Annotated in this window: 26 protein-coding genes; 14 read left to right on the forward strand and 12 right to left on the reverse strand. The window is 70.6% G+C overall.

Annotated features, from left to right (window positions below; genetic code table 11):
- Nucleotides 1-17 precede the first annotated feature (17 nt).
- The gene (locus tag BLQ49_RS01455; protein ID WP_091712707.1) at nucleotides 18-527 is read right to left on the reverse strand and encodes a metallophosphoesterase family protein; all 510 of its coding nucleotides are present in this window, start codon (nucleotides 525-527) and stop codon (nucleotides 18-20) included.
- Between the two features lie 167 nt (nucleotides 528-694).
- Here BLQ49_RS01455 and BLQ49_RS01460 point away from each other — a divergent pair, with 167 nt between their 5' ends.
- From BLQ49_RS01460 to BLQ49_RS01485, 6 genes are all read left to right on the forward strand, one after another.
- Nucleotides 695-1,414 (forward strand): cytochrome c biogenesis CcdA family protein, encoded by a 720-nt coding sequence (locus BLQ49_RS01460; protein WP_091712709.1) that lies wholly within the window; start codon nucleotides 695-697, stop codon nucleotides 1,412-1,414.
- Nucleotides 1,415-1,442: 28 nt separating this feature from the next.
- Nucleotides 1,443-2,489, forward strand: coding sequence for a selenide, water dikinase SelD (selD, locus tag BLQ49_RS01465; protein ID WP_091712711.1), 1,047 nt, complete (start codon nucleotides 1,443-1,445; stop codon nucleotides 2,487-2,489).
- A 102-nt stretch (nucleotides 2,490-2,591) separates the two neighbouring features.
- Nucleotides 2,592-4,553 (forward strand): glycosyltransferase, encoded by a 1,962-nt coding sequence (locus tag BLQ49_RS01470; RefSeq protein ID WP_091713096.1) that lies wholly within the window; start codon nucleotides 2,592-2,594, stop codon nucleotides 4,551-4,553.
- Entirely contained in the window at nucleotides 4,550-5,662 is a 1,113-nt protein-coding gene (locus BLQ49_RS01475; protein ID WP_091712713.1) for a glycosyltransferase, read from the forward strand. Before BLQ49_RS01470 ends, BLQ49_RS01475 begins: the two co-directional genes overlap by 4 nt.
- A 280-nt stretch (nucleotides 5,663-5,942) precedes the next feature.
- Nucleotides 5,943-7,418, forward strand: coding sequence for a GumC family protein (locus BLQ49_RS01480; RefSeq protein WP_091712714.1), 1,476 nt, complete (start codon nucleotides 5,943-5,945; stop codon nucleotides 7,416-7,418).
- 226 nt (nucleotides 7,419-7,644) lie between these two features.
- Nucleotides 7,645-8,478, forward strand: a complete 834-nt coding sequence (locus BLQ49_RS01485; RefSeq protein ID WP_244507385.1) for a WecB/TagA/CpsF family glycosyltransferase — start codon at nucleotides 7,645-7,647, stop codon at nucleotides 8,476-8,478.
- Nucleotides 8,479-8,480: 2 nt separating this feature from the next.
- On the opposite strand, the gene BLQ49_RS01490 is transcribed toward BLQ49_RS01485, so the two are convergent.
- The 5 genes from BLQ49_RS01490 to BLQ49_RS01510 form a co-directional block, all read right to left on the reverse strand.
- Nucleotides 8,481-9,056 carry an NUDIX domain-containing protein gene (locus BLQ49_RS01490; RefSeq protein WP_091712716.1) on the reverse strand — a complete coding sequence of 192 codons (576 nt, stop codon included), beginning with the start codon at nucleotides 9,054-9,056 and terminating at the stop codon, nucleotides 8,481-8,483.
- A 38-nt stretch (nucleotides 9,057-9,094) separates the two neighbouring features.
- A complete protein-coding gene (locus BLQ49_RS01495) occupies nucleotides 9,095-9,349 on the reverse strand; it encodes a sulfurtransferase TusA family protein (RefSeq protein ID WP_091712717.1) in 255 nt (84 codons plus the stop codon).
- Between the two features lie 65 nt (nucleotides 9,350-9,414).
- Nucleotides 9,415-9,735: a hypothetical protein gene (locus tag BLQ49_RS01500; RefSeq protein ID WP_091712720.1), complete on the reverse strand. Its 321-nt coding sequence runs from the start codon at nucleotides 9,733-9,735 to the stop codon at nucleotides 9,415-9,417.
- A gap of 97 nt (nucleotides 9,736-9,832) precedes the next feature.
- Complete coding sequence (locus BLQ49_RS01505; RefSeq protein ID WP_091712722.1) at nucleotides 9,833-11,200, reverse strand: glutamate--cysteine ligase; 1,368 nt, start codon at nucleotides 11,198-11,200, stop codon at nucleotides 9,833-9,835.
- Nucleotides 11,201-11,487: 287 nt separating this feature from the next.
- The gene (locus tag BLQ49_RS01510) at nucleotides 11,488-12,240 is read right to left on the reverse strand and encodes a 16S rRNA (uracil(1498)-N(3))-methyltransferase (RefSeq protein WP_091712724.1); all 753 of its coding nucleotides are present in this window, start codon (nucleotides 12,238-12,240) and stop codon (nucleotides 11,488-11,490) included.
- Nucleotides 12,241-12,460: 220 nt separating this feature from the next.
- Between BLQ49_RS01510 and BLQ49_RS01515 the strand changes: the two genes are divergently transcribed.
- Both BLQ49_RS01515 and ubiA read left to right on the forward strand, forming a co-directional pair.
- A complete protein-coding gene (locus tag BLQ49_RS01515; protein ID WP_091712726.1) occupies nucleotides 12,461-12,940 on the forward strand; it encodes a hypothetical protein in 480 nt (159 codons plus the stop codon).
- A 141-nt stretch (nucleotides 12,941-13,081) separates the two neighbouring features.
- Nucleotides 13,082-14,044 carry a 4-hydroxybenzoate octaprenyltransferase gene (gene ubiA / locus BLQ49_RS01520; RefSeq protein ID WP_091712727.1) on the forward strand — a complete coding sequence of 321 codons (963 nt, stop codon included), beginning with the start codon at nucleotides 13,082-13,084 and terminating at the stop codon, nucleotides 14,042-14,044.
- A 15-nt stretch (nucleotides 14,045-14,059) separates the two neighbouring features.
- Here the strand turns inward: ubiA and BLQ49_RS01525 are convergent, their stop codons facing one another.
- A complete protein-coding gene (locus BLQ49_RS01525) occupies nucleotides 14,060-14,515 on the reverse strand; it encodes a DUF6101 family protein (RefSeq protein ID WP_091712730.1) in 456 nt (151 codons plus the stop codon).
- A 403-nt stretch (nucleotides 14,516-14,918) separates the two neighbouring features.
- On the opposite strand from BLQ49_RS01525, the gene BLQ49_RS01530 reads away from it, so the two are divergent.
- Nucleotides 14,919-15,734 carry an inositol monophosphatase family protein gene (locus BLQ49_RS01530; protein ID WP_091713100.1) on the forward strand — a complete coding sequence of 272 codons (816 nt, stop codon included), beginning with the start codon at nucleotides 14,919-14,921 and terminating at the stop codon, nucleotides 15,732-15,734.
- Between the two features lie 33 nt (nucleotides 15,735-15,767).
- Here the strand turns inward: BLQ49_RS01530 and BLQ49_RS01535 are convergent, their stop codons facing one another.
- Together BLQ49_RS01535 and BLQ49_RS01540 are read right to left on the reverse strand one after the other, a co-directional pair.
- A complete protein-coding gene (locus tag BLQ49_RS01535; RefSeq protein WP_091712731.1) occupies nucleotides 15,768-16,004 on the reverse strand; it encodes an AsnC family transcriptional regulator in 237 nt (78 codons plus the stop codon).
- Between the two features lie 227 nt (nucleotides 16,005-16,231).
- Nucleotides 16,232-16,441, reverse strand: a complete 210-nt coding sequence (locus BLQ49_RS01540) for a cold-shock protein (protein ID WP_091712733.1) — start codon at nucleotides 16,439-16,441, stop codon at nucleotides 16,232-16,234.
- Nucleotides 16,442-16,757: 316 nt separating this feature from the next.
- On the opposite strand from BLQ49_RS01540, the gene BLQ49_RS01545 reads away from it, so the two are divergent.
- Complete coding sequence (locus BLQ49_RS01545; RefSeq protein ID WP_091712734.1) at nucleotides 16,758-17,147, forward strand: hypothetical protein; 390 nt, start codon at nucleotides 16,758-16,760, stop codon at nucleotides 17,145-17,147.
- Nucleotides 17,148-17,155: 8 nt separating this feature from the next.
- Here BLQ49_RS01545 and BLQ49_RS01550 read toward each other — a convergent pair whose 3' ends face one another.
- Nucleotides 17,156-17,359, reverse strand: coding sequence for a hypothetical protein (locus BLQ49_RS01550; RefSeq protein ID WP_091712736.1), 204 nt, complete (start codon nucleotides 17,357-17,359; stop codon nucleotides 17,156-17,158).
- A gap of 156 nt (nucleotides 17,360-17,515) precedes the next feature.
- Here BLQ49_RS01550 and BLQ49_RS01555 point away from each other — a divergent pair, with 156 nt between their 5' ends.
- Entirely contained in the window at nucleotides 17,516-18,094 is a 579-nt protein-coding gene (locus BLQ49_RS01555; protein ID WP_091712737.1) for a type 1 glutamine amidotransferase domain-containing protein, read from the forward strand.
- Between the two features lie 124 nt (nucleotides 18,095-18,218).
- On the opposite strand, the gene BLQ49_RS01560 is transcribed toward BLQ49_RS01555, so the two are convergent.
- Both BLQ49_RS01560 and BLQ49_RS01565 read right to left on the reverse strand, forming a co-directional pair.
- Nucleotides 18,219-19,880 carry a calcineurin-like phosphoesterase C-terminal domain-containing protein gene (locus tag BLQ49_RS01560; RefSeq protein ID WP_091712738.1) on the reverse strand — a complete coding sequence of 554 codons (1,662 nt, stop codon included), beginning with the start codon at nucleotides 19,878-19,880 and terminating at the stop codon, nucleotides 18,219-18,221.
- Between the two features lie 201 nt (nucleotides 19,881-20,081).
- Complete coding sequence (locus BLQ49_RS01565) at nucleotides 20,082-21,380, reverse strand: L,D-transpeptidase family protein (protein WP_091712739.1); 1,299 nt, start codon at nucleotides 21,378-21,380, stop codon at nucleotides 20,082-20,084.
- A 276-nt stretch (nucleotides 21,381-21,656) separates the two neighbouring features.
- Between BLQ49_RS01565 and BLQ49_RS01570 the strand changes: the two genes are divergently transcribed.
- The 3 genes from BLQ49_RS01570 to BLQ49_RS01580 are packed head-to-tail and all read left to right on the forward strand — an operon-like array spanning nucleotide 21,657 to nucleotide 23,487.
- Nucleotides 21,657-21,998 carry a hypothetical protein gene (locus BLQ49_RS01570; RefSeq protein ID WP_244507386.1) on the forward strand — a complete coding sequence of 114 codons (342 nt, stop codon included), beginning with the start codon at nucleotides 21,657-21,659 and terminating at the stop codon, nucleotides 21,996-21,998.
- Between the two features lie 43 nt (nucleotides 21,999-22,041).
- Nucleotides 22,042-23,019, forward strand: coding sequence for a DUF1775 domain-containing protein (locus BLQ49_RS01575; protein ID WP_091712741.1), 978 nt, complete (start codon nucleotides 22,042-22,044; stop codon nucleotides 23,017-23,019).
- 48 nt (nucleotides 23,020-23,067) lie between these two features.
- A complete protein-coding gene (locus BLQ49_RS01580; protein WP_244507387.1) occupies nucleotides 23,068-23,487 on the forward strand; it encodes a hypothetical protein in 420 nt (139 codons plus the stop codon).
- Nucleotides 23,488-23,505: the final 18 nt, after the last annotated feature.

Consider the following 23,505-nt stretch of genomic DNA (forward strand, 5'->3'; position numbering starts at 1 on the left):
GAAGGTTCCAGCGGAAATCAGCGCTTCCCCCGCAAGCGGGAGGCGAGGATTGCGGGGAGCGTCACGGGCGCAGGACCCATTGGATCGACGCCGACATCGTACTGCTTGGGCATCGGCTTGAGCTTGCCGTGGCTATGTCCGTGCAGGTTGAGGGCGCCGCGGCTCATGCCGTTCCAGGTGCGGAACGCGTAGTGGCAGAGCACCACCATCCGACCCTCGACGGCGAATTCCGCGTAGTGGCACACCGAGGCCCAGCCGGGTGCCGTCAGGGTCTCCGGCCCGTCATTGTTGCCGACGATCAGATGCTTTTCCCCGTTGAGGGCCTCGAGGATCTCGCGGATCCGCGCGCCGCTCGGGCCGAGGGCAAAATCGCCGAGGTGCCAGACGGTGTCGCCGGGCGCGACCGCGTCGTTCCAGGCCGCGATGAGGCCGGCATCGTGCGCATCGAGATCCGGATAGGGCCGGTGGTCGAAGCGCAGGGCCCGCGTATCGCCGAAATGCGTGTCGCCCGTGAAGAAGATGGTCACCAGCCGGCTCCGTCGAACACCGGGGCACTTGCCAACCGGATGGCCGCCGAAGCGCCAGGTCCGCGGACTGGTTCCCGCGAAACCGTGACGCGCGGGCGCGTTGACGCCCGGATCGGCGGGAGCGAAGCCTGCACGCTGTGGACGAGCGCTCCAAGAGGGGTTGGACGATGCTGGGGACGGTCGGCTTCGCGTTCCTGGCGGGACTCCTGTCGGTCCTGTCCCCCTGCGTGCTGCCATTGGTGCCGATCGTCCTCGGGACGGCGGCGGCGGAGCATCGGCTCGGGCCGCTGGCGCTCGCCGCGGGGCTGGCCATCGCTTTCACGGCCATCGGCCTGTTCGTGGCGACCGTCGGCTTTGCCATCGGTCTGGACGGCGACGCGTTCCGCTCGGCCGGCGCAATCCTGATGGTGAGTTTTGGACTCGTGCTGATGCTAACCCGCCTCCAGGCCCGGGTCGCCACCGCGGCGGGCCCGGTGGGCGCCTGGGCTGAGGAACGCTTCGGCGGTATCGGCCCGGGGGGGCTGTCGGGTCAGTTCGCCGTCGGGCTCCTGCTCGGCGCCGCCTGGAGCCCCTGTGTCGGGCCGACCCTCGGGGCCGCCTCGCTGATGGCCGCGCGGGGCCAGAATCTCGGGGGCGTCGCCCTCACGATGCTGGCCTTCGGGATCGGCGCCGCCCTGCCGCTGATGCTGCTCGGCTTCGTCTCCCGCGAGGCGCTGATGCGCTGGCGCGGCGGGCTCGCGGCGGCTGGGCGCACCGCGAAGGCTGCGCTGGGTGTCCTGCTCGTGACGATGGGCCTCCTCGTGCTGACCGGGCTCGACAAGCGCGCGGAGGCTGCCATCGTGGCGGCCTCGCCGGACTGGCTCAACGCGGTGACGACCCGTTACTGACGAGGCGCCCCCCGACCGGAGACCCGCCATGCCCGATGCCCCCCGCCTGTCGAGCCTCGCCCATGGTGGCGGCTGCGGCTGCAAGCTCGATCCGGCGATCCTGCGTCAGCTGCTGGCGGCGCAGCCGGCCGCCGGCCCGTTCGAGCGCCTGCTCGTCGGCAACGAGACCTCGGACGATGCCGCGGTCTGGGAGTTGGACGACGGCACCTGCGTGATCGCCACCACCGACTTCTTCACCCCGATGGTGGACGATCCGGTTGATTTCGGCCGGATCGCCGCGACGAACGCCATCTCGGACGTCTACGCCATGGGCGGACGGCCGATCCTGGCGCTCGCGATCCTCGGCATGCCGCTCGGCAAGATCGAGCCTGCGGTTGTCGCCCGGATCCTGCAGGGCGGTGCCGAAATCTGCGCCGAAGCCGGCATCCCGGTGGCGGGCGGCCACTCGATCGACGCGCCCGAGCCGATCTACGGGCTCGCGGTGATCGGCACCTGCCGCCGGGAGGCGGTGCGGCGCAACGCCGACGCCCTGGCCGGGGACGCCGTAATCCTGACCAAGGCCCTGGGGGTCGGCGTGTACTCGGCGGCGATCAAGCGCGAGGCCCTGGACGAGGCCGGATACCGGGACTTCGTCGCCACCACCACGCTGCTGAACCGGATCGGCCCGGAGCTCGCCGCCGAGCCCGCCGTCCACGCACTCACCGACGTGACCGGCTTCGGCATCCTCGGCCACGGCCTCGAACTCGCCCGGGGCGCCGGCCTGACGCTGGTGCTCGACGCCGATGCCCTGCCGCTGCTGCCGCGGGCGGCGGCGTTGGTCCAGGACGGCTTCGTCACCGGCGCCTCGCACCGCAACTGGTCCGCGTTCGGTGCCGAGGTCGACCTGCCGGCCGATCTTCCCGACTGGCGCCGCCATCTGATGACCGATCCGCAGACCTCCGGCGGGCTGCTGGTGACCTGCGCCGCCGACCGGGCGGACGCCATCCTGGACCGCATCCGCCAGGGCGGCTACCCGGCCGCCGCCCGGATCGGCCGGATGGAGGTCGGACCGGCCCGGATCCGCGTGGGCGGCTGAGGGCGCGCCGGGGCTTGGCGATCTCCGAGAGGCAATCTTCAACATTCCCGTCCAGGCTGCCGCCGCACACGCTGTCCGCGCCGCCTTTTGACCAACGCCGCCTTGACCGACGCCGCCCCCCTGTCACCGCCAGCCCACGGTATCGCCGACTGGCCGTTCGGACCGGCCGTTCCCGGCTTGGCCCGGCCCGCCTCGCTACCCGGTGGGCGACCCTGGCCCCGGATCCGCATCGTCACCCTGATCTCGGCTGAGGCGGACGTGCGGGAGACCGTCGCCTCGGTCCTGCGCCAGGATTACCCGGCCCTCCGACACGACCTCGTCCCACCCGGCGAAGCGCGATCCCTCGTCGCGCGGTTGCGGGTCGATCCGGGCATCGACTACCTCCTCTGGCTCAACCCGGGCGATCTCCTCGCCCCCGGTGCCCTGATCGCCCTGGCGCTGGAGGCCGCCCTGACGGAGGCCAAGGCAGTGGCGGGCCTGCGCGTCCTGTTCGATACGGCGGTGCGCGGCCTCGACTGCCCGGCTTTCACGGAGGGATCGGGCGGCGCGGTGCTCTGGGCCCGCGGGGGGCTCGATGCGGCCGCCCTGCCCGATGCCAATGGGATGTTCGATGCCGCAACGGCGTGGTCGGCCATCCCGGAGGAAGCCCGCCGATTCATCGGTCGCCCCATGCTGCTCCACCGGCTGAAGGCGGCTCCGACAGAGCCGGACGGCTTGTCGATCGTCTCGCTCACCGGCACCGGCACGCAGGGTGGCGCGGGCGTGGCGCAGCGGCGCCTCGCCGAAGCCCTCGCTTTGGCGGGTCATCGCCTCACCTCCATCGCGCTGAGCGACCGCCCGGAGGCGGCTGAATGGACCGACACCTTCCCGCAGGCCGAGGCGGCGATCGCGGCGGCAGGTCCCGACCTCGTCCTCGCTGGCAACCTGCATGGGGCGACCCGCAGCCTCGACGTGATCGACCGCCTCCGCCGACGCGGCCCGGTCGCCCTGGTGCTGCACGACCTGTTCCCGCTGACCGGCCGATGCGCCCATCCCCGCGATTGCGGCCGCGCCGCGGGCGGCTGCGATGCTGCCTGCCCCGGTCCGGACGAGTATCCGCAGCTCGCCCCCCGCCGGATCGCCGACATGCACGCCAGGAAGCGCGCGGCGCTGGCGAGCCCCGCGGGTCCATGGCTGCTCGCCAACTCCGCCTGGACCCTCGCGCGCACCCGGGAGCTCGCGCCCCCCGGTTCCGTGGCGGAGCCGATCCGGCTCGCCTTCCCGACCGCAACCTTCCGCCCCGGTGATCGGGCCGCCCTGCGCCGCCGGCTCGGCCTGCCGCCCGAGGCCGTGCTGATCCTGATCTCCGCGGTGATCGTCGACGGGCCGGACAAAGGCTTTCACGACCTGCGCGCCGCGCTCCGGGCCGTGGCGCGGCCGGGGGTGGGGGTGGTGGCGATCGGCCGGCTCGACGATCCCGGGCGGCTCGGCATCGCCAACCTGTTCGCGCCGGGTCTGATCGCCGATGAGGAGACGCTGGCTGCTTGGTACGGTGCCTGCGACCTTCACGTCACGGCGAGCCGTAACGAGACCCTCGGCCAGACGCCGATCGAGGCCGGACTGTGCGGCGTTCCGACCCTGGCCTACCGCACCTCCGGGCTGACCTCCGCGGTCATCGACGGCGTATCGGGCCGCCTCGTACCTGTGAGACCCGGCGCCCTCGCGGAGGCGCTGGCCGAGCTGGTCGCCGACCCGGAGGCGCGGGCCCGGCTCGGCGCCTGCGCGCGGATCGCCCTGGAGAGCCGTTACAGCCCGGCCGCCGCCGCCCTGTCGCTGGAGGTTGTCTTCCGGCGGCACGGGCTGAGGGATGCGAGCACGCGGCAAAGCTTCGGGCCGGCGATGCTCGGTCACTTCCCCTTCGCATCCGTGCGGCAGCCGGGCGCGACCGGGACCGTCGAGGCGCCCTCGTCGCCCCTCGTGCGTCGGTTGCGGCGGGCCAAGCAGATGGTCCTCGGGCGCCGGATGCCCCTCCTTGTGCGCCGCTGCCTGTATCTCGCGGGACGCTTACGCCGGAGCCTGCCGTGACGGCGCGATCGGACGCCGCAACGGCCGGACGCCGCCGGATCTATCTCGACCAGACCCATCTGCGCGGTCACGTCACCGGGATCGAGCGGGTCACCCTCGACCTGTTCGCGCCCGACAGGCTCGCGCCGCACGCGGTCCATCCGGTCACCAGCCGATCGCTGCCGGGCATGGTCGCCGCCCAGCACCTGACGCTGCCCCTGCATGCCCTCCGGGACCGGGATGCGCTCCTCCTGTTCCCGGGCTTCCCGCCGGGACCGCTCTGTGCGCTCGCGGCGTCGCGCTGCCTGCTCTACGTGCACGACACCTTCCTGCTCACCCGGCCGGAGGATCTGAGCCTGCGCAGTCGCCTGTACATGAGCCCGAGCTTCGCCCTGGCCCTGCGCTGGTGCCCGAACCTGTTCGTCAACAGCCGGACCACCGGCGAGGCGGTGCGGGCCGTCTGCGCGCCGCGGGCTCGGGTCGCGCTGCTGCGCCCGCCCGTGCGCGACGCGTTCGGCCTCGGCGACCTGCCCGGACCGGCCCCCTACCGACGGGGGGGCCCGCTGCGGCTCCTCGCCATCGGGACCATCGAGCCGCGGAAGAACTACCCCGCGGCCCTGGCGCTGACGGCGGCCCTGAACCGCGCGGGCGTGCCGGCGGAACTGCATCTCGTGGGACGGGTCGGCTGGGGCCGACACGATTTCCTCGATCATCCGCCGCCCGTCCTGCACCGGCATGGCTACCTGTCCGACGCCGAGCTGCGCGATCTCGTGGCCTCCTGCCACGTGCTGCTCTCCACTTCGAAGGCGGAAGGACTCGGGCTGCCGCTGCTGGAGGTGCAGCATGGCGGCCTGCCCGTGGTGGCGCCGGACGAGGCCGTATTCCGCGAGGTGCTCGGGACCTCCGGCCTGCTGATCCGCCCGGAGGAGCCGGACGCCGCCGCGCGAGCCCTGGTCGCCTGGCTCGCCGGGGACGGCCTGGCCCGCGCGGCCGACGCGAGCCGCATCAACGTGGCACGCTGGAACGCGGCGGCGGCCGAGGACGGCGTGCGCTTCCACCGATTCCTCGCGGGTGATGCCACAGCCTATGCCGCCGCGGATTCGATCGTCGCCGCTCACAGCGTCGTGTGAGGCCCGTACGTAGTCACCGGCAGGAATACGGCTTTTCTCGCCTTAAAGTGTTGACAGTTAGATTTGTCACTAGGCGCATCATCTGTCGGTTTCCTGCCGCGGTTGCCGGATCAGGATGAGAGTACTTTGGCGGTACGGCGATTGCTGACATACCATCGAAGACACTGCCCTCGTCCGGGTCCTGTCCCAGATCGGCACGGAACTGATCTGAAGGGAAACGGAACGACGACGGGGACGGTGGGCGGAACGGTCCGCCCCGATAGGTCAGGGAGCGAGGCGTATGTTCGACTTCTCGACACGAATAAGCGGTGAGCAACCTGTCCGGATCGTGCTTCCGGAGGTCGCGCCCCGCAACGACACAAAGGTGATCCTGCGGCGCCTGTGGCGCGGCCGCAGCTTCATCGCGCTCAGCGCCCTGTTCATGGTCGCGGTCGCGGTGGCGCTGCTGGGCCTGATCCCGCCGCGCTACACGTCCAGCATTCAGATCCTGGTCGATCCGAGCGACCTGCGGGTGGTCGAGAACGACGTGAACGCCCGCCAGCCGCAGGCCGACAGCGGCGTCTCGATTGCCGAGAGCCAGGTGCGGGTGATCCAGTCGGACAACGTCCTGCGCCGGGTGATCGCCAAGATGCACCTCGATCAGGACGACGAGTTCGTGCTGCCGGACGGCAACAACGCGACGCTCAACTGGATCAAGGGGGCGCTCGGCATGCTGCCCCCGCCGGGAAGCCGGAACCCGGTCAACATCGCCCTCGACACGCTCCAGAACCGGCTGAGCGTCCGGCGGGCCGAGCGGACCTTCGTGATCGACGTCTCCGTCCAGTCCCGCGACCCGGAGAAGGCGGCGCAGATCGCCAACGCCATCGGCGACGCCTACTTCGCCGAGGAAGCCGCGGCCCGGACGGACACCGCCCGGCGCGCCTCGGATGCCCTGGCGGGCCGCCTCGCCAGCCTGAAGCGCGATGTCGAGCAGGCCGAGGACGCGGTGGTGCGCTACCGCGAGGATCACAAGCTGGTGGCCTCGAGCGGGCGCCTGCTCACCGACCAGCAGCTCGGCGACCTGAACCAGCAGCTCGTCACCGCCTCGATCAAGACCGCGGAGGCGAAGGCACGCCTGGATCAGGCGCGCCGGATGCGCTCCTCGGATCCGAGCACGGCGCTGCCCGAGATGCTGCAATCGCTGGAGATGCAGGCCCTGCGTCAGCAATACGCGACGCTGTCGCGCAACACCGCCGAACTCGCCACCCGCCTCGGCGAGCGCCACCCGGCCATGGCCGAGCAATACGCCCAGCAGCGCGACCTCCAGCGCCTGATCCAGCGCGAGAAGGAGCGGATCATCGATACGACCCAGAAGGATTACGACCGGGCCGCCGCCAGCGAGGCGGCGATCCGGGGAAGCCTCGACCGGGTGAAGAACGAGACGGCGTCCAGCGACCGGGCCTATGTCGGCCTGCGCGAGCTGGAGCGGACGCTGGAGGCCCGCCGGGGTGTCTACGAGGCGTATCTGAAGCGTGCCCGCGAGGCGAGCGAGCAGGAGCGGCTCAACACGACCAACGTGCGGATTATCTCGGCCGCGACCCCCGCCCGCCAGCGGACTTTCCCGCCCTCCCCGAAGATTGTGCTCCCGCTCGCCCTGGTGCTCGGCCTGCTCCTGGGCGGCGCCATCGCCCTGGCGCTGGGCGCCGACAGCGACCGCCGCCAGACGCAGCGCGCTTCAGTGCGTCCGGCCGCAAGCTTCCGAGCCGCCGATGCGTGACCTCGGGGAGATCGGCCTCGACCTCAGCGGGTTTCGCAAGAGCGGCCACCGGTTTTGCGAGGACACTCCGCGCCCCACAAAAGATCCGAGCGGACGACGTGTCGGCCTGCCGACGCCAGTCCGCGTGGATCCCCGCCCGTCCGCGTCGCACCCGGACACGGCTCTCAGCCTTCGGTTTGACGGGCGCTCGCGCGCCGAACCGGTGCCCGCTTCGGCGGAGAGCGCTTTGAAACCGGCGGATCCGCACAACCGGGATGTGCGCCCCCTGCGGTTGCCCGCCGCCCTGCTCCCCGGTGCGGCGCTTCCGGGCGCGAGTGTCGAGCTGTTCGGCCTGCGCTTCCAGACCGGCAGCGCCGAATCGATCGTGGCCGCGGTGGCGGCCCGGCGCGATGACGGGCCGCGGATGGTCGTGACCGCCAATGTCGATCACATCGTCCAGCTCAGCGACGATGCGGCCTTCCGGGGCGCCTACGACCGCGCTGCGGCCAGAACCCTCGACGGGATGCCCCTGGTGTGGCTCGCGCGGGCTGCCTGCCGCCGACAGGTCCACCGCGTGACCGGGCACGATCTCCTGGCCTGCGTGCTGGCCGACCCGCCGCCCTTCGCGAGGCGGATCTTCCTGGTCTCGGCCCGCCAGGACGCGGCCGACGCGCTGGCGGCCCGTCTGCGGGCCGAGGGCCTGCCGGAGGGGGCTGTGGCGAGCGCGGTGCCGCCCTTCGGCTTCGAGGCGGACGCGGATTACAGCCGGGCGCTGGCGGAACGGATCCGAGCCCACGGCACGACGCTGCTGGTGATGGGCGTCGGCGCGCCGAAATCGGAGATCTGGATCGACCGGCACCGGGCGGTTCTGGGCGATCCCGTGGTGTTCTGCGTCGGCGACGCCCTGAACGTGGCGGCAGGTTATCTGACCCGCGCCCCGGGCCTGATGCAGCGCCTCGGCCTCGAATGGATCTTCCGGTTCCTGCAGGCACCGCGACGGCTGTTCCGCCGCTACTTCATCAAGTCCTGGCGCTTCATCGGCATCGTCGTCCGGGGGCGACTCGCGGAACGTGGTGGTTGAGCTCAACCCACATCCGCAAAGAGGTCCGGTCGACGCAATTGCAGCGCGAACAGGAGCGTCAGCGACTTCATGTCGGTGAGTCGCCCGTCGCGGGCCATGGCGGCGAGATCCCGCAGCGGGATCTCGTGGACCGTGACCGCCTCCCCCTCGCCCGCGAGGCCGCCGCCGGCCCCGATCCGGTCGGTGGTCCCGTAGGTGGCGAGGAACAGATCCATCCGCTCGGTGGAGATCCCCGACATCGACCAGGCGCTGGCGATGAAATCGAGAGCGCTCAGGCGCAGGCCGGTCTCCTCCATCGCCTCACGGCGGGCCTCGTCCTCGGGCGTCCCCTCGTCGAGCAGGCCCGCCGGCGCTTCCAGATGGGTCGCCGGACCGTCCGAGTAGAGCACCGGGGCGCGAAACTGCGAGACCAGCGTGGCGACCCGCCGGTCCGGATCGTAGGGCAGGACCGCGACCGCCCGGCCGTGATCCTCGATCTCCCGCGTCATGCGGGTCCCGTCCTCTTGAATGACTTCGGCCACGAGGAAGCGTGCCCAGCCGTCGTGTACGAGGCGCACGCCCCCGATCCGTGGTGCCATACCGGTCCCATCTCATCCGCGAGATCCTGACGGATCGTTCAGGAATGCGGCGGCTTCACGGAGGGCGAGATGCGAAAGCGCACGCGATCGCCATCCCGCTCGGTCCCGTCCAGGCGAGCGCCCTCCTCGCGTACGAGATTCGGGATATCGATCGCCGCCAGCGGGTCGGTGCAGGTGACCACGAGGGTGCGGCCGGCGGGTAGGCGGCGCAGCGCCTTGCGGGTCCGCAGGACCGGCAGGGGACATTTTAGCCCGCTGAGATCGAGGACGAGGCTATCCGACTCGTCCTGCATGCGGCGCGCTCCCGATCCCGACCGGGAGCCTCATAGGCTTGACCGCGTCGGCAAACCAGTTCCGCTCACCATTCGGGATGGCTGAAGGCCGGACCGTCATACCAGTCCGGGTCGGACCACGCGTAGCGCGGCCCGTAATAGCCATACTCGAACCCGTGCGAGCGCGTCGGCGCGTAGGTGTAACCGTAGCCGAACGGCACCGGGTACTGATATTCGCCGTAGTAGCTGTACAGCGGCGGCCGGGTCGGCCCCGGCGGCGGCCCGGCGACGCGGCGGCCCGGACCCGGCTGGGTGCGATACAGCGGCGGATCGGCGGCGAAGCCCGGACCGGCGCTGATCGCGAGGGACGCCGTCCCGGCCAGCAGGGCGGCGGCGTAGCGGAACATGGAACACTCTCCTGCGCATGACCTCATGCTTCGGAACGTTCCAATATCACGCTTTGCCCGTGAGTCGCGCGAACGCGCCCAGAACGTCAACGCGGCCTTAAAACACGCATTCCGAGAAGGCGGCGCGCACGCAGGCGCCCCAGCGGCCCTCATAGTCGGCGAGCAGATCCTCGGCCCGGGTCCGGCCGGCGGCGACGATCGCCTCCAGCGGCTGGAGGTAGATCGCCTCGTTGCGTCCCTCGGCGTCCCGGCGACCGCGGGCGCGCAGGCCCGCGCGGGCAATGGCGAGCGCTTCGGCAGCGACCGCGCCGAGCGTCGTGTTCGCCACCGGGGTCGCGAGGCCGAGACGCGGGGCGGTGGCGCGGGCAGCCTCGCGGTTGGCCGCGTTCCAGCCCTTCACGAGGTCGAGGGCGGCATCGAGCGCCGATTCGTCGTAGAGCAGCCCGGTCCAAAAGGCAGCCTGCGCGGCGATCATCCCGGGATCGCCGACATCGGCCCCGCGCATCTCCAGGAATCGCTTGAGCCGCACCTCGGGGAAGGCGGTCGAGGCATGGTTGGCCCAATCCGCCACCGTGGCGTACTCGCCTGGCAGTTGCGGTAGCTTGCCAGCCATCAGGTCGCGGAACGAGGCGCCGGACACGTCATGGTAGATGTCTCCGCGCTTGACGAAGTACATCGGCATGTCGAGCAGCCAATCAGTATAGGCCTCGTAGCCGAACCCGGCCTCGAACGCGAAGGGCAGCATGCCGGTGCGGTCGGCATCGGTATCACGCCAGATCTCGGAGCGGCGCGACAGGAACCCGTTCGGCCGCCCATCGGTGAAAGGGGAGTTGGCGAACAGTGCGGTGGCCACCGGCTGCAGCGCCAGCGAGGCGCGCATCTTGCGCACCATGTCGGCCTCGGAGGCGAAATCGAGGTTCACCTGCACGGTGGCGGTGCGCAGCATCATGTCGAGGCCGAGGGAGCCGACCTTCGGCATGTAGGACGCCATGATCCTGTAGCGGCTCTTGGGCATCACCGGGGTCTCGTCCCGGCGCCATTTCGGGCTCATGCCCAGCGTCAGGAAGCCGATGCCCAGGGGGTCGGCCACCCGCTTCGTGGCCGCAAGATGGGTCGCGAGTTCCGCCGCGGTGGCGTGGACGTCCGGCAGGGCGGCGCCGGACAGCTCGAACTGCCCGCCGGGCTCGATCGAGATCGCCCCACCCTCCTCCGCGGCCAAGCCGATGATGTGGCCGCGATCGAGGATCGGCTCCCAACCCGTCTCCCGCGCGAGACCCTCCAGCAGGGCCTTGATTCCCTGGTCGCCGTCATAGGGTACGGGCGCCCGACTCTCCCGGTAGAACGGGATCTTCTCGTGCTCGGTGCCGATGGCGAATCGTGCGCGTGGCTTCTCGCCCGCCGCGAACCATTCGATCAATTCGGCACGCCCGGTGAGCGGCGTGGTGTCGTTGCTGTCGCGCGCCATGCGCTGCCTGCCCGTGCGTCTGACCGAGAATGAGGGCGCGCCGGGCTGCTCCGGCGGGTCCGTCCGGTTCCCCCCTCTTGCGAATGGGCACCGGGCGGACGCCCGCCCTCGACCCCAACGAGCGCGTGGCGCAGGCGGCGTCCGTTCACGCACATAGTCGAGGTGCCGGGAACCCACAACGCGGCGCCGTGAACCGAGATGCGCCGACACGTCCGATCTCGATGAACAATCGGCTGTGCCAACGCTTGCATGTGCGCGGGCACACATCGTCCGGTCGGGCGGATCCGTCAGCGGGCGTCGCCCAAAACGGCCTGGACCAGGGTCAGCACGGCGACGGCGGCGGTGTCGGCCCGCAGGATTCGCGGCCCGAGGGAGAGCGCGACCGTGTTGGGCCGGGCCCGGATCAGAGCCCGCTCCTCCGCGGAGAAGCCGCCCTCAGGCCCCACCAGCACGGCCAGCGGCGGCGGGGCCTGGGGATCGGCCGCCGCCGCGAGCGCACGCACCGGATCGCGCACGGATGCATCCTCGTCACAGAACACGAGGAGCCGCTCCGGGGCGAGCTCGGTCAGGATCTTGGGGAGACGCTCCGGTTCCGGGCAATCCGGGATCGCCAGGATACCGCACTGCTCGGCGGCCTCGATGGTGTTGGCGCGCAGGCGGTCCATGTTGATCCGGTCGCCCTGGGTGTAGCGGGTGATCACCGGGCGGATCGTACCCGCCCCCATCTCGACTGCCTTCTGCGCCAGGTAATCCAGGCGCGCGCTCTTCAACGGCGCGAACAGGTAATGAATGTCGGCTGGCGCGGGCTGCGGGCGGGTCTGCGCGGCGACGTGGAGATCGGCTCCCTTCCGCCCGGTCTGAGCCAGATGAGCGCGCCACTCGCCGTCGCGGCCGTTGAAGACCAGCACGGGGTCGTCCGGTCCCCGGCGCAGGACGTTGAGCAGGTAGTTGGCCTGTGCGCGATCCAGCGGCAGCCGCACGCCCGCGGCGAGGTCGGCCGCGACGTAGAGGCGCGGGGCGGTGAAATCGTAAGCCGGCATGGCGGCGTGGTCGCAAGGCGCCGTCGGCCTGTCAACGCGCCCAGCCCCCGCGAAAGTGTTGCCAAAGGGTTACGATCGCGGCTTTTCGGCTCTCGATGCACAGAGGTCTTGGACAGCCGGTTTGTCGCTCGATTGACGCCACATTCCTATGGCGAACCCAACAATACGGAATTGGGCCGGCCGTGTGCGGATTCGGCAGGGACGTCGAGGGAGTTGCGGGATGGCAAAGGGGAGCTTGAGCCTGGGGGCTGCGGTGCTGATCGGCACCGTTATGTTCGGCACGGCGGCCTCCGCGCAGGGTGCGGCACCGGAGTGCGGCACCATCCAGAAGACCCTGGCCGAGCGCAAGGCGCTGGTCGGCAAGGCCAACGCGGCCTCGCAATCGAAGAAGAAGATGACCCCGCAGGAGGCCTGCGCCCTGTTCGGGAAGCTCCAGGCGAACGGCGCCGAGGGCCTGAAGTGGATCACCGCCAACAAGGAGTGGTGCTCGATTCCGGATTCCTTCGCGGAGGGCTTCAAGGCCGACCACCTGAAGGTCAGCGGTATCCGCACCAAGATCTGCAGCGTCGCCGCCCAGGCGACCAAGATGGAGGCGCAGGCCCGCGCCCAGGCTCAGGCCCAGGCCAACGGCCAGGGTGGCGGCCTGCTCGGCGGCCCGGGCCTGACCGGCAGCTTCAAGCTGCCGCAGGGCGCTCTGTAAGAGCCCATCCCGACAGAGAATGAGCGCGGCGACCGATTGCAACGCGATCGGCCGCGGCTCTAAGGGATTGTGGATCCGGCGCGGATCCTTTCTCCGCCGCGGAGGAAGGATCGACATGCGGGACGACCGGAGATCCGGCCGATGAGCGGGCAGCCGACGGGCGGAACCGTGCTCCAGGATCGACGCCCGGCCGATGCGGTGGCCGGCCACTGGGTCGGGCGATTCGCGCCGCGATCCTGGCGCCCCTATCTCCGCCTCGCGCGGATCGACCGGCCGGTGGGCTGGTGGCTGCTCCTGCTCCCCTGCTGGTGGTCGGCCGCGCTGGCCGCGATCGCGGCGGACCAAGCCTTCCCGGATCCGTGGCACTGCCTGCTGTTCCTGATCGGCGCGGTGGCGATGCGCGGCGCGGGCTCCACCTACAACGACATCGCCGACCGTGACCTCGACGCGCAGGTCGAGCGCACCCGGCTGCGCCCCCTCCCCTCGGGACAGATCCGGCCGCGCCATGCCGCCCTGTTCCTGGTGGCTCAGGCCCTGGTGGGGCTGGCGGTGCTGCTGCAGTTCAACGAGCAGGCGATCCTGGTCGGGCTCTGTTCGCTGCTGCCGGTCGCGATCTACCCGTTCATGAAGCGCGTCATGCCGCTGCCGCAGGGGGTCCTGGGGCTGGCCTTCGCGTGGGGCGCGCTGATGGGCTGGGCGGCGGTCTTCGCGCGCCTCGATGCCGCGCCGCTGCTGCTCTACGCGGGCACGTGGTGCTGGGTGGTCGGGTACGACACGATCTACGCGGTCCAAGACATCGAGGATGACGAGATGGCCGGGATCCGGTCCTCCGCGCGCCTGTTCGGACGGCGTGTCCGGGGCGCGGTCGGCCTCTGCTACGCGCTCGCCGCCCTGTTGGTGGCGCTGGCAGCGTGGCGGGCCGGGGCGGGCGCCGTCGGGTTCCTAGGTGTTGCGGCCTTCGCCGGGCATCTCGCTTGGCAGGTCCTGTCCCTGCGGGAGCGTGACGGACGCGGGGCGCTGATTCTGTTCCGGTCGAACCGCGATGCCGGCCTGATCCTGTTCGTCGGCCTGACCGCCGACGCGCTGCTGCGCAACCTCTCTTGAAGTCCGGCGACGCGATCAGGTCCGGGCGATGATCTCGTTCTCGCCGCGGTGAATCTGCGGCCGCGCCGGCAACCGGCCGGTCTTGCGCCGGGCCAGGAAGCGCGGGCGGCGACCGCCCAACCCCGCATGGCGGCGCCGGATCCGGACGCGGCCGAGGATCAGCCGGCCGATCTGCTCGGTGACCGGCATGAGCACCCCATCCTCCCGGACGATCATGCGCACCAGCCCGGCCCGCAGCGCGATGTCGCGCCAGATCGCGACCACATCGTCCTCGTCGAAGCTGCCGAGCCGGTGGAGCTCTTCGCCCTCGGCGTCGACCACGATCAGGCTGAACCGGTCGGCCCCGGCCATCTCGGCCTCCTCGACGGCGTAGGCCAGCGCGATCCCGGTGGCGCGACGGGCGCCCGGGATGCGGCCGATCACCGGGAGCGGCGAGGCCGTGAGGTGGAGCGTGCCTGCGGCACCCGGCATGCGATGTCCTGCGTGACGTTCGTCCGTGAGCGTGGAAGTGTTCATCTGTCCGAGTCCCAGGGGCAAGTGGCGGCCCCAGTCGGGCCGTCCGTTATGCCAAGCAAAATCGCACCCGAACTCCTCCGCACCGCTTAAGAGCCGTCGTTAAGCGAATCTGGACAGGGCTGTCATTTGCGGAATGCTCAATGCTTCCTTGAATGCTCAACATTTCCTTGCGCGGATTGGTCGTTATCGATTGATCAACCAGCATCCTTGTGGCGATGCGGGCGGCGCCGTACAACGGCAGGGTCGGGTGCACGACCCTTCGCGCCCGGCCCCCTCAGCCCGAACGTCCTGCCATCCGCGTGTCCGGATGAATGACACGATGGGCTGCCCGGCCCCCACGGATCCCACGCGGAGCGCGATGCCCGAGCCCCTCACCGACGACGCCGTATCCGCCCTGATGCCGGAGTTGCGCGCCGTCATGCGCGAGGCCGCCGACATCGCGCAGCCGTTCTTCCGGCTCGGCGGCCAAACCTCCGCGCGGATCTGGTCGAAGGCGGGCGGCTCGCCGGTGACGGAGGCCGACGTCGCGGTGGACGCCTTCCTGAAGGTCCGCCTGAGCGCGCTCGTGCCGCAGGCGGCGTGGCTATCGGAGGAAACCGCGGACGATCCGGCGCGCCTGGATCACGACCTCGTCTGGATCGTGGATCCGATCGACGGCACGCGGGCGTTTTTGTCGGGTCATCCCGACTGGTCGATCGCGGTCGCGCTGCTCGCCAGGGGCGAGCCGCTGATCGGGTTCGTGCATGCCCCCGCGGGAAAGACCGATTACGAAGCCGTGCGCGGGCACGGCGCGACCCGCAACGGCGCGCCGATCCAGGTGGATGCCCGGCAGGATCTGGCGGGCGCCCGCATCACCGGCCCGAAACCGATGCTTGATCGCCTGACCCGGGGTGCCGGGCCGAACCCCGATTTCAGTGTGGTTGCGCGGATCCCGTCCCTCGCCCTGCGGCTGGCGCGGGTGGCGGAGGGCAGCGTCGATGTCGGGATGATTTCGGGCCATGCCCGGGACTGGGATCTGGCCGCGGCCGACCTCGTCCTGCGGGAGGCCGGCGGGATCGTCTGCGATTTCGAGGGCGCAGCGACCCCTTACAACCGGGCCGAGCCGGTCCACGGCGAGTTGCTCGCGGTGCCCGCGGCCCTGCGCGATCCCGTCCTCACGGCTTGGGGCCGATGAGGAGTTTGGGGCCGCTGAAGACGACGCGGCCCCTCAGGCCGCGTGCACTTCGCGGAGCGTGACCGCGCCTGGGGCGAGCCCGAGGCGATCGGCGAGATGCCAGTGCAGCTCCCGCGAGGAATGATAGTTGTAGGAGCGGTCGATCAGGTGGCTGATGTCGCCCCCCGTCTGACCCGCGGTCTTGGCCTCGGCCAGCTTGCCGACACGGAAGGTCGGGGCATCGGTCACGGGGGACCGGAGGCTGCGGCGGCGTGTGTACTCGAATAACATAAACGTCTTTTCTTTTCTGAACCGGACGTTTGCGCCGTCCGGCGTCGTTTCTGGGATATTGCCTCCGGCGCGACCCACTCCCGGACGGGTTTGCCCGGATCGGTAGCGTCGGAAGGAGGAGCCGCCACGTGCGGCCGGTTCACGGTCCTGACCCAGGCTCCCATCTGGCGGGAGCCCCCTGGCACGCCATGCGCATCAGGGGGAGCCGGGTCGGACCCGCCGACGGATCAGGCCGCCTGGAGGTTGCCCGCTGCGTCCTTGCCGCTGCGCTTGTCGGTCAGGATCTCGTAGGTGACCCGCTGACCTTCGATCAGGTTGCGCATTCCGGCGCGCTCGACGGCCGAGATATGCACGAACACGTCCTTGCCGCCGTCGTCGGGCTGGATGAAACCGTAGCCCTTGGTCTCATTGAACCACTTCACAGTGCCGGTATTCACGTAGTGTACCTCATTCGTCCATAGGCCACCGGCGCGGCGTAAGCGCCGCGTGGTGCACCACGGTCTTTCTGGATTTGGCCAGTGCGGCGGGGCGCGAGTCGCTGAACCTGAAGAGCGTCAGCCTCGGTGGGTAAGCCCCCCGAGGACGTATTTAGGCGCCGGCTGCGGCGGCAACAAGGCGCCGGGCGCGTATCTTCTGCGTCGCAGGCGGGGATGAAGGCGCAACCCCGATCCGCAGCCCCCTGGGATTTCGGGCCTTCACGATGCATATACGGAGTGCGCGCAAGCAGTTACGACGCGCGGCTCTGGACGATACATGGCAGGCATATCGGTTTCGCTGGACGGCGCGAACATCCAGCTGTCCTTCCAGAAGGACGATCAGGCGACGGCGGTGGTGATGGATGCCCGCGCCGCCCGTGCCCTGGTGCGGGCCGTCGGGCAGCTGCTCACGGCGATCGACGATACCGACGAGCCCGATATGGCCGATGAAATGGGCGATGAAGAGATCGCCATGCTCGACGTGACGTCGTCCGCGATCGAAATCGGGACCGACGAGGAGGGACAGGCCGTCGTCGCGCTCCAGGCTGGTGCGCTGCCGCCGTTCCAGCTCCGTCTGACCGACGAGGAGGCCCGCCACGTCGTGACGAGCCTCTCGGAAATTCTGAACGCGCCGCGCGACGTACGGACCTCGCACGGCGGCCACTGATCGTCCGCTTACATCCGCGTGCCGGGATCGGTCGGCGTTCCGGGGAAGATGTCGGGCTCCGAGCCTGGGCCGCCCGGCTCGCCGATGCCGGGGTCGTTCACCGGATAGGGCGTGCGGGGCCCGGTCGGGCCGATATCGGGCTCCTCATCGGGGATGGGCGGGGGCGGCGGCAGATCGCCGGGCGTGGGCTCGGGTAGGCCGGGATTGGCCATGACGCGGCTCCTCTTGGTTTGGGATGGGGACCAACGGACCGGGCTGCGGTGAGTTCCGATCTGCACTCGCCGTCGATTGGGCCGGTGCGAAGCCCGTGGGAACAGCCCGCACCGCGCTCGGTTGATCGGGCCAAACTCGATCTGCAGGAGGCCCCCATGCCCGATATCCGCCAAGCCAAGATCCTGATCCTCGCGACCGACGGGTTCGAGGAAAGCGAACTGACCGTGCCGCAGTCCAAACTGTCCCAGGCTGGCGCCACCGTGACGGTCGCCGCCCCGCAATCGCGCCAGAGCAAGGGCACGATCCGCGGTTGGGACAAGACCGACTGGGGGAAGGACGTCGCGGTCGATACCGATGTGGAGCAGGTCGACCCCTCGGCTTACGACGCGCTGGTCCTGCCGGGCGGCCAGATCAACCCGGACAAGCTGCGGCTCGAGCCCAAGGCTTTGGAGGTGATCAAGGCGTTCCTGACCTCCGGCAAGGTGGTCGCCGCCGTCTGCCACGCCCCCTGGCTGCTCATCGAGACCGGCGCGGCCAAGGGCCGCGACCTCACCTCGTTCAGCTCGATCCGCACCGACGTGATCAATGCCGGCGGCCGCTGGCACGACAAGGAAGTGGTGACCGATCAGGGTATCATCACAAGCCGCAACCCCGGGGATCTCGACGCCTTCTGTGCGAAAATCGTCGAGGAGATCCAGGAAGGCGGCCACGGTACGCGGCAGCTCGCGGCCTGATGTAGCCAAGCCGGCGTGGGAGCAGAACGCCCCCTTCCCCTCTCCCCGCGTGCGGGGAGAGGCCCGCACGGACCTCATCGTCCGTGCGGGAAGCGGAGGCGCAGCCGGAGCGGCGGTGAGAGGATTACCCGCGCCCGCGCTCCCCCAGAATCTCCAGCACGGTGCAGCTCCGGATCGGGCGCCCGTACTCGTCGGTCCCCTCCACGGTGAGGCGGTGCGCGCCGGGCGCGAGATCGTCGGGCAACTGCGCCGTCCAGATATGGCTGGAGGGCGTGGCCTGCACCCAGCTCTTCTTGGTCTCGGGATAGCGGGCGAAGAGTTCCGCGACGAACGGATCGGTACGCCGGGTCTGGGTCATCGCCTGCGCCGGCCGGTCGCCGATCCGGAACGTCAGATTGGTGCGCGGGCCGCCGTCGAACACGTTGACCACCATCGTCGTGTCGGCCAGCGCGTCCTGCGGCACCGGCGGCCGGAGCCCCTGGACCGGCCGGGTCAGACGGAGCACCTCCACGGCGCCGCTCCGTGCCGCGCTCTCGAACAGGATGCGCATCGTCTCGTCCGGTTGGCCCTGCGCCGGGACGTAGCGGGTGGTGTAGTCGGTCCCGCGCACCGACAGGACGTGGAAGCCGTTCGGCGTGCCGTCGCGGCTGTCGGCCGAGGGGATGCCGGTGCGCGTGTCGGGCCCGCTCCACCACGAGCCCGAGACGGCCGTCAGCACGTGATGGTGGTGGCCCTCGGCCGGGTAGTGATGCTCGGTGGTGTGGGTGTGGCCGGACAGGCTCAGCACCTTGCGCCCCGCCAGCAGGTCGAGCAGCGCCGTGCGGTCGATGGTGATGCCGTGCGGATCGTCCGGCGTCGTATCTGTGAAGAGCGGGATGTGCATGGCGAGCACGATCAGGTCGTCCCGCGGGATCTCGGCGAGCAGGTTGCGCAGGAAGGTCAGGCTGCGCTCGCCGATATGGCCCCGGTAGGTGTTGGCGCCCACCGGGACCGGCGGCCCCAGCCACTCGACATTGTCGAGCATCACGAACCACGCCCGCCCGTGGCGGAACGCGTAGGTCGGCGCCCCGAAGACCCGCTTCCAGGTCTCGCGGCTGTAGCGAGCATCGGGCGCCTGCATGTTGAGGTCGTGATTGCCCGGCAGGCTGTACCAGGGCAGGCCGATCTGCCCGACGATGCGGTTCGACCGGCCGTAGAGCGAGAGATCGTCGAACAGCACGTCACCCATGGTCATGCCGAAGGCGGCCGGGATGGCCATCGCGCGGGCGATGGCGGTGTCGCGCACGTGGTCGAGCTCGAACCGGCTCTCGGGCTGCGGATCCGTGAACAGGACGACGTCGAAATCCGCTGGCTCGTCGACGCGGGTCAGCGTGAAGTCGATCGAGGCCGGCAGCTTTCCGGTCTGCGCGACGCCGCGGTAGCGCAGGCCCAGGCTGGCGGGCGTGCCGTCCGGCTGGTGGATGTAGGAATAACGCGGCACGTTGTCGGCGTCCCGCGGCACGGCGTAGCCCGGCGGCTTGATCACGAAGACCGCCCCGTCGCCGGGCATCGGCAGACGGTAGCGGCCCTGATCGTCGGTGCGCGCGATCTCACGGCCGTTCGAGACCAGCACGCCGGGCAGCGGCGCCCGGTCCACACCGGTCACGTCGGTGGCGTAGACGATCCCGGTCGCCTCAGCGGCGCCCTGTGCCTCCGCGCGACCGGCCACGAGGCCGAGCCCGGCGAGGGCCGCCACGGTTTCCCGCCGGGTGAGGCGTCCGTCTCCGGATGTGGGTTCGCGCGTCATCGGGGGCTCCTGCACAGAGATCCGCGTCGCCTCCGGACGCAGCCGGCACAGTGACGTCCGCGGCGACTGCCACGGTGCGGACTCGAACGGCCAAGCAGACCCTGTTGACCGGAGGATGACAGACGCGCGCCCAAACGCACGAGGCCCGCATCTCGGGAGAGATGCGGGCCTCGGATGATCCGGGTCGGACCGGGCGGAGGATTACTCCTCGTCGCCGGGCTCGAAGGTCTGGGGCATCGGCTCGGCGCTGGCGACCGGGGTCGGGGCGCCGATGGTCGAGGGGACGTTGACGCCGTCGCGCTTGTAGATGTCGTCGCGGAACTGGACGATCCCGTCCGGGGTCGACCACGCGGTGATGTAGGTCCAGTAGACCGGCACCGGCTGGGCGATGTTGGCATCGACGCGCTTGCCGCTCTCGATGGCCTCCTCGACCTTCGCGCGGTCCCAGCCGGGCGTCTCCTTCAGGAGCCACGTGATGTACTCGCGCACGTTCTGCACGCGCACGCAGCCCGAGGAGATGAAGCGGAAATCGTCGCCGAACACGCCCTTGGTGTTCGTGTCGTGCATGAACACGCCGTAGGGGTTCGGGATGTTGATGCGTACGATGCCCATCGAGTTGAAGTCGGCGCCCGAATCCTGCCGGTAGGTGTAGCGGGTACCCTCGTCGGAGAACCAGTTCACCGATTTCGGCGAGATCTCCTGGCCGTTCGAGAGGATGCGGATCCGGTTGTCCGTGAGATAGTTCGGATCCTTCTGCATCTTCGGGATCAGGTCCTTCTTCACGATGGAAGCCGGGACCGTCCAGGTCGGGTTGAAATTGATCTGCGTCGCCTTGGTGTTCATGATCGGCGACTGGCGGTCGATCTTGCCGACGCCCGCGGCGTGGAGCGTAACGACCTGGCCGTTCTCGACCGTCTCGACGAGGGCGGCCGGGATGTTGGTGATCACGAAGCGGCGGCCGAGGTCGCCCGAATAGGAGCGCAGGCGCACCACGTTGGTCTCGAGCTGGCGCAGCCGCACGTCGGCCGGCACGTTCATCGCCTGCTGGGTGGCGAGGCTCATCGCGCCGGTCTGGCTGAGGCCGTGCCGGGCCTGGAAGCGCTTCACGCCGGCCGCGACGTAGGAATCGTACACGCCCGAGCTGCCGGCCGCCGAGTCGAGATCGCCGGTGACGATCAGGCGCTGACGCACGGCGGCCACGGCCGGGCCGCGGGAGCCGATCCGCAGGTGCTCGGCGCCCGAGACCTGCCGCCAGCCGCCGCGGTTCACGATGTCCTTGTAGCGCTCGACCATCTGCTCGGTCGCCGCCACGGTCTGCGGCGAGAGGATCGGCGTGGTCTCACGCTGTACCTGCATGCCGACGGGGGAGGCGTAATCCTGCGCCCATTCGGCCTGGGCGTAATTGCCCTGGTCGCGGGCCTGCGCGGCGCCGATCCCGAGGGCGCCGAAAGTGGCCACGCTCAGGAGGGTGGTGAACCGGTTATGTGCCGTCTTGCGCATCGGTCGCTGGCTCTGGTCCGGAGTCTGTTCGGATCGTGGCGGGAGGAACTGGTCTCGGCCGCCACGGTGTCGGGTTGTGGCTTAAGACTCCCTATCGAAGGGGCCGGAATATGGCATCGCGGTGCGCCAGCGCACGCGGCCTTCCGGTGCGGCACCCTGGCAACAGCCACGGGCTTCCTGGTGTGGCAGGGATACCATAGCGGCCCGGCTTGGACCGCGAACGGGCGCAGCATGGACCGGGCTTCGGCCAGATCGAGACGACGCGACGGCGACCCCGTGGCACCCCTGCGCGCCGCGATCGCCGTGCTGGCGCTCTACGCCTTCGTGCTCCAGGCCTTCCTGGGCGGGCTGATGCCGATCCCGGCCGCGGCCGACGGTCTCTGCGCGCAACATGCGGCCTCCGACTCGACGCCGGACCGGCCGCTCACGCACGGCCACGGCGATTGCTGCACGGTGGCACAGGCGACCGGCACCGCCCTTCCGGCACGCGCCGCACTCGTTAGCGTCGCGTGGATCGCCGGGGATCATGGCGGGGTCGCCCACCGGGCCGTCGGCCAGATCGGCCCCCGGGCCCCGCCCGACCGCAGCGCATCACCGCGTGGTCCCCCATCCGCCTGAGCCATCGTTCCTTCGACGAAACCCTCAGAGCGGATGCATCCCCATGAAGATTCTTATCCCGGCCGTGATCGGCCTCGGCCTCGTTGCGTCGTCAGCGCAGGCCCACGCGGTGCTGGAGCGCAAGCAGGCGAGCCCCGGCTCGACCTATCGCGGCGTCGTCCAGATCATGCACGGCTGCGACGGCAAGCCGACCACCAAGGTCAGCGTCAGCATCCCGGAGGGGCTGATCGGCGCCAAGCCGATGCCGAAGCCCGGCTGGACCCTGGCGATGACCCGTGGCGCCTATGCCAAGACCTACACGACCCATCACGGCACCGCCTCGGAGGGCGTGACGTCGATCACGTGGAGCGGCGGCTCCCTGCCGGACGACGAGGTCGACGAGTTCACCTTCCTGGCGCAGGTGGCCGACACGTTCGAGCCCGGCGCGACGGTCTACGTGCCGGTGCAGCAGGATTGCACGGAGGGCAGCCATTCCTGGTCCGACATCCCGAAGCCCGGACAGGACGCCCATGACCTGAAGGCCGCGGCGCCCGCCTTCCGGGTCGTCCAGGCCGCCCAGACGGGCGGTGCGATGGCGGCCCAGGCGGCGCCCGCGAAGGCGGCCTCGGTCAAGGCCGGCGACCTGACCATCGAGACGCCGTGGCTGCGCGCCACGCCGAACGGCGCCAAGGTGGCGGGCGGCTACGTGCGGATCACCAACACCGGCAGCACGCCGGACGTGCTGACCGGGGCCGCGGTGCCCTTCGCCACGTCGGGCGACATCCACTCCATGTCGATGGAGGGTGGGGTCATGAAGATGGCGCCGGTCACCGAGGGCCTGACCATCAAGCCCGGGGAGACCGTCGAGCTGAAGCCCGGCGGCTACCACCTGATGTTCGAGGGGCTGACCGGCGCGCCGAAGGCCGGCGAGACCGTCGCGGGGACGCTCACCTTCCAGCGGGCCGGCACCGTGCCGGTGACCTTCTCGGTCGCGCCGATCGGAGCCTCCGCCCCCGGCGGCCAGCACCAGCATCAGCACTAGCGTCCGGGCAGGAGCAGCGCACCGAGAACGAGCGGTCACGAGCGCCCCATGGCGTGCGCCCGACTCTACGGCACCTGGACCGGACCAGGGGGCCGCCGCCCCCGGCTGAGGCCGGCCGGGCGCCGGCTCCTCGCGCTCCTCGTCCTGTACGCCCTCACGCTTCAGAGCGTCCTCGGCGGCCTCGCCATGGCCGCCGCGGCGGGGCCGGAGCATGTCCTGTGCCTGGCCGGCGGCCCCATCGACAGGTCGGCGCCGGACGATCCGCATCACCCGGCCCACGCCCCGATGGCGTGCTGCCTCGCGTGCCATGTCGCCGCCCCGACCGCCCTCCCCGCCCCCGCGCCGGCTGAAGCCGTGCCGGCCCTGTACCCGGTCGCGCTCATCCGGGCGCGGCCGGCGCGCACCGCCCTTCCGCGGGCGCCCCCCGCGGCGGGTTCCCGCGCCCGAGCCCCGCCCCCCGTCGTCTGACCCGATCGCCCTCCCCGA

The sequence above is a fragment of the Methylobacterium phyllostachyos genome (genome assembly GCF_900103445.1).
GTDB lineage: Bacteria > Pseudomonadota > Alphaproteobacteria > Rhizobiales > Beijerinckiaceae > Methylobacterium > Methylobacterium phyllostachyos.

Bases quoted from the DNA above. Each gene is read 5' to 3' on its own strand.
- BLQ49_RS01460 (WP_091712709.1), top strand. From the start codon at position 695: ATGCTGGGGACGGTCGGCTTCGCGTTCCTGGCGGGACTCCTGTCGGTC.
- selD (WP_091712711.1), top strand. From the start codon at position 1,443: ATGCCCGATGCCCCCCGCCTGTCGAGCCTCGCCCATGGTGGCGGCTGC.
- BLQ49_RS01480 (WP_091712714.1), top strand. From the start codon at position 5,943: ATGTTCGACTTCTCGACACGAATAAGCGGTGAGCAACCTGTCCGGATC.
- BLQ49_RS01490 (WP_091712716.1), bottom strand. From the start codon at position 9,056: ATGGCACCACGGATCGGGGGCGTGCGCCTCGTACACGACGGCTGGGCA.
- BLQ49_RS01495 (WP_091712717.1), bottom strand. From the start codon at position 9,349: ATGCAGGACGAGTCGGATAGCCTCGTCCTCGATCTCAGCGGGCTAAAA.
- BLQ49_RS01500 (WP_091712720.1), bottom strand. From the start codon at position 9,735: ATGTTCCGCTACGCCGCCGCCCTGCTGGCCGGGACGGCGTCCCTCGCG.
- BLQ49_RS01505 (WP_091712722.1), bottom strand. From the start codon at position 11,200: ATGGCGCGCGACAGCAACGACACCACGCCGCTCACCGGGCGTGCCGAA.
- BLQ49_RS01510 (WP_091712724.1), bottom strand. From the start codon at position 12,240: ATGCCGGCTTACGATTTCACCGCCCCGCGCCTCTACGTCGCGGCCGAC.
- BLQ49_RS01515 (WP_091712726.1), top strand. From the start codon at position 12,461: ATGGCAAAGGGGAGCTTGAGCCTGGGGGCTGCGGTGCTGATCGGCACC.
- ubiA (WP_091712727.1), top strand. From the start codon at position 13,082: ATGAGCGGGCAGCCGACGGGCGGAACCGTGCTCCAGGATCGACGCCCG.
- BLQ49_RS01525 (WP_091712730.1), bottom strand. From the start codon at position 14,515: ATGCCGGGTGCCGCAGGCACGCTCCACCTCACGGCCTCGCCGCTCCCG.
- BLQ49_RS01530 (WP_091713100.1), top strand. From the start codon at position 14,919: ATGCCCGAGCCCCTCACCGACGACGCCGTATCCGCCCTGATGCCGGAG.
- BLQ49_RS01535 (WP_091712731.1), bottom strand. From the start codon at position 16,004: ATGTTATTCGAGTACACACGCCGCCGCAGCCTCCGGTCCCCCGTGACC.
- BLQ49_RS01545 (WP_091712734.1), top strand. From the start codon at position 16,758: ATGGCAGGCATATCGGTTTCGCTGGACGGCGCGAACATCCAGCTGTCC.
- BLQ49_RS01550 (WP_091712736.1), bottom strand. From the start codon at position 17,359: ATGGCCAATCCCGGCCTACCCGAGCCCACGCCCGGCGATCTGCCGCCG.
- BLQ49_RS01555 (WP_091712737.1), top strand. From the start codon at position 17,516: ATGCCCGATATCCGCCAAGCCAAGATCCTGATCCTCGCGACCGACGGG.
- BLQ49_RS01560 (WP_091712738.1), bottom strand. From the start codon at position 19,880: ATGACGCGCGAACCCACATCCGGAGACGGACGCCTCACCCGGCGGGAA.
- BLQ49_RS01565 (WP_091712739.1), bottom strand. From the start codon at position 21,380: ATGCGCAAGACGGCACATAACCGGTTCACCACCCTCCTGAGCGTGGCC.
- BLQ49_RS01575 (WP_091712741.1), top strand. From the start codon at position 22,042: ATGAAGATTCTTATCCCGGCCGTGATCGGCCTCGGCCTCGTTGCGTCG.
- BLQ49_RS01580 (WP_244507387.1), top strand. From the start codon at position 23,068: ATGGCGTGCGCCCGACTCTACGGCACCTGGACCGGACCAGGGGGCCGC.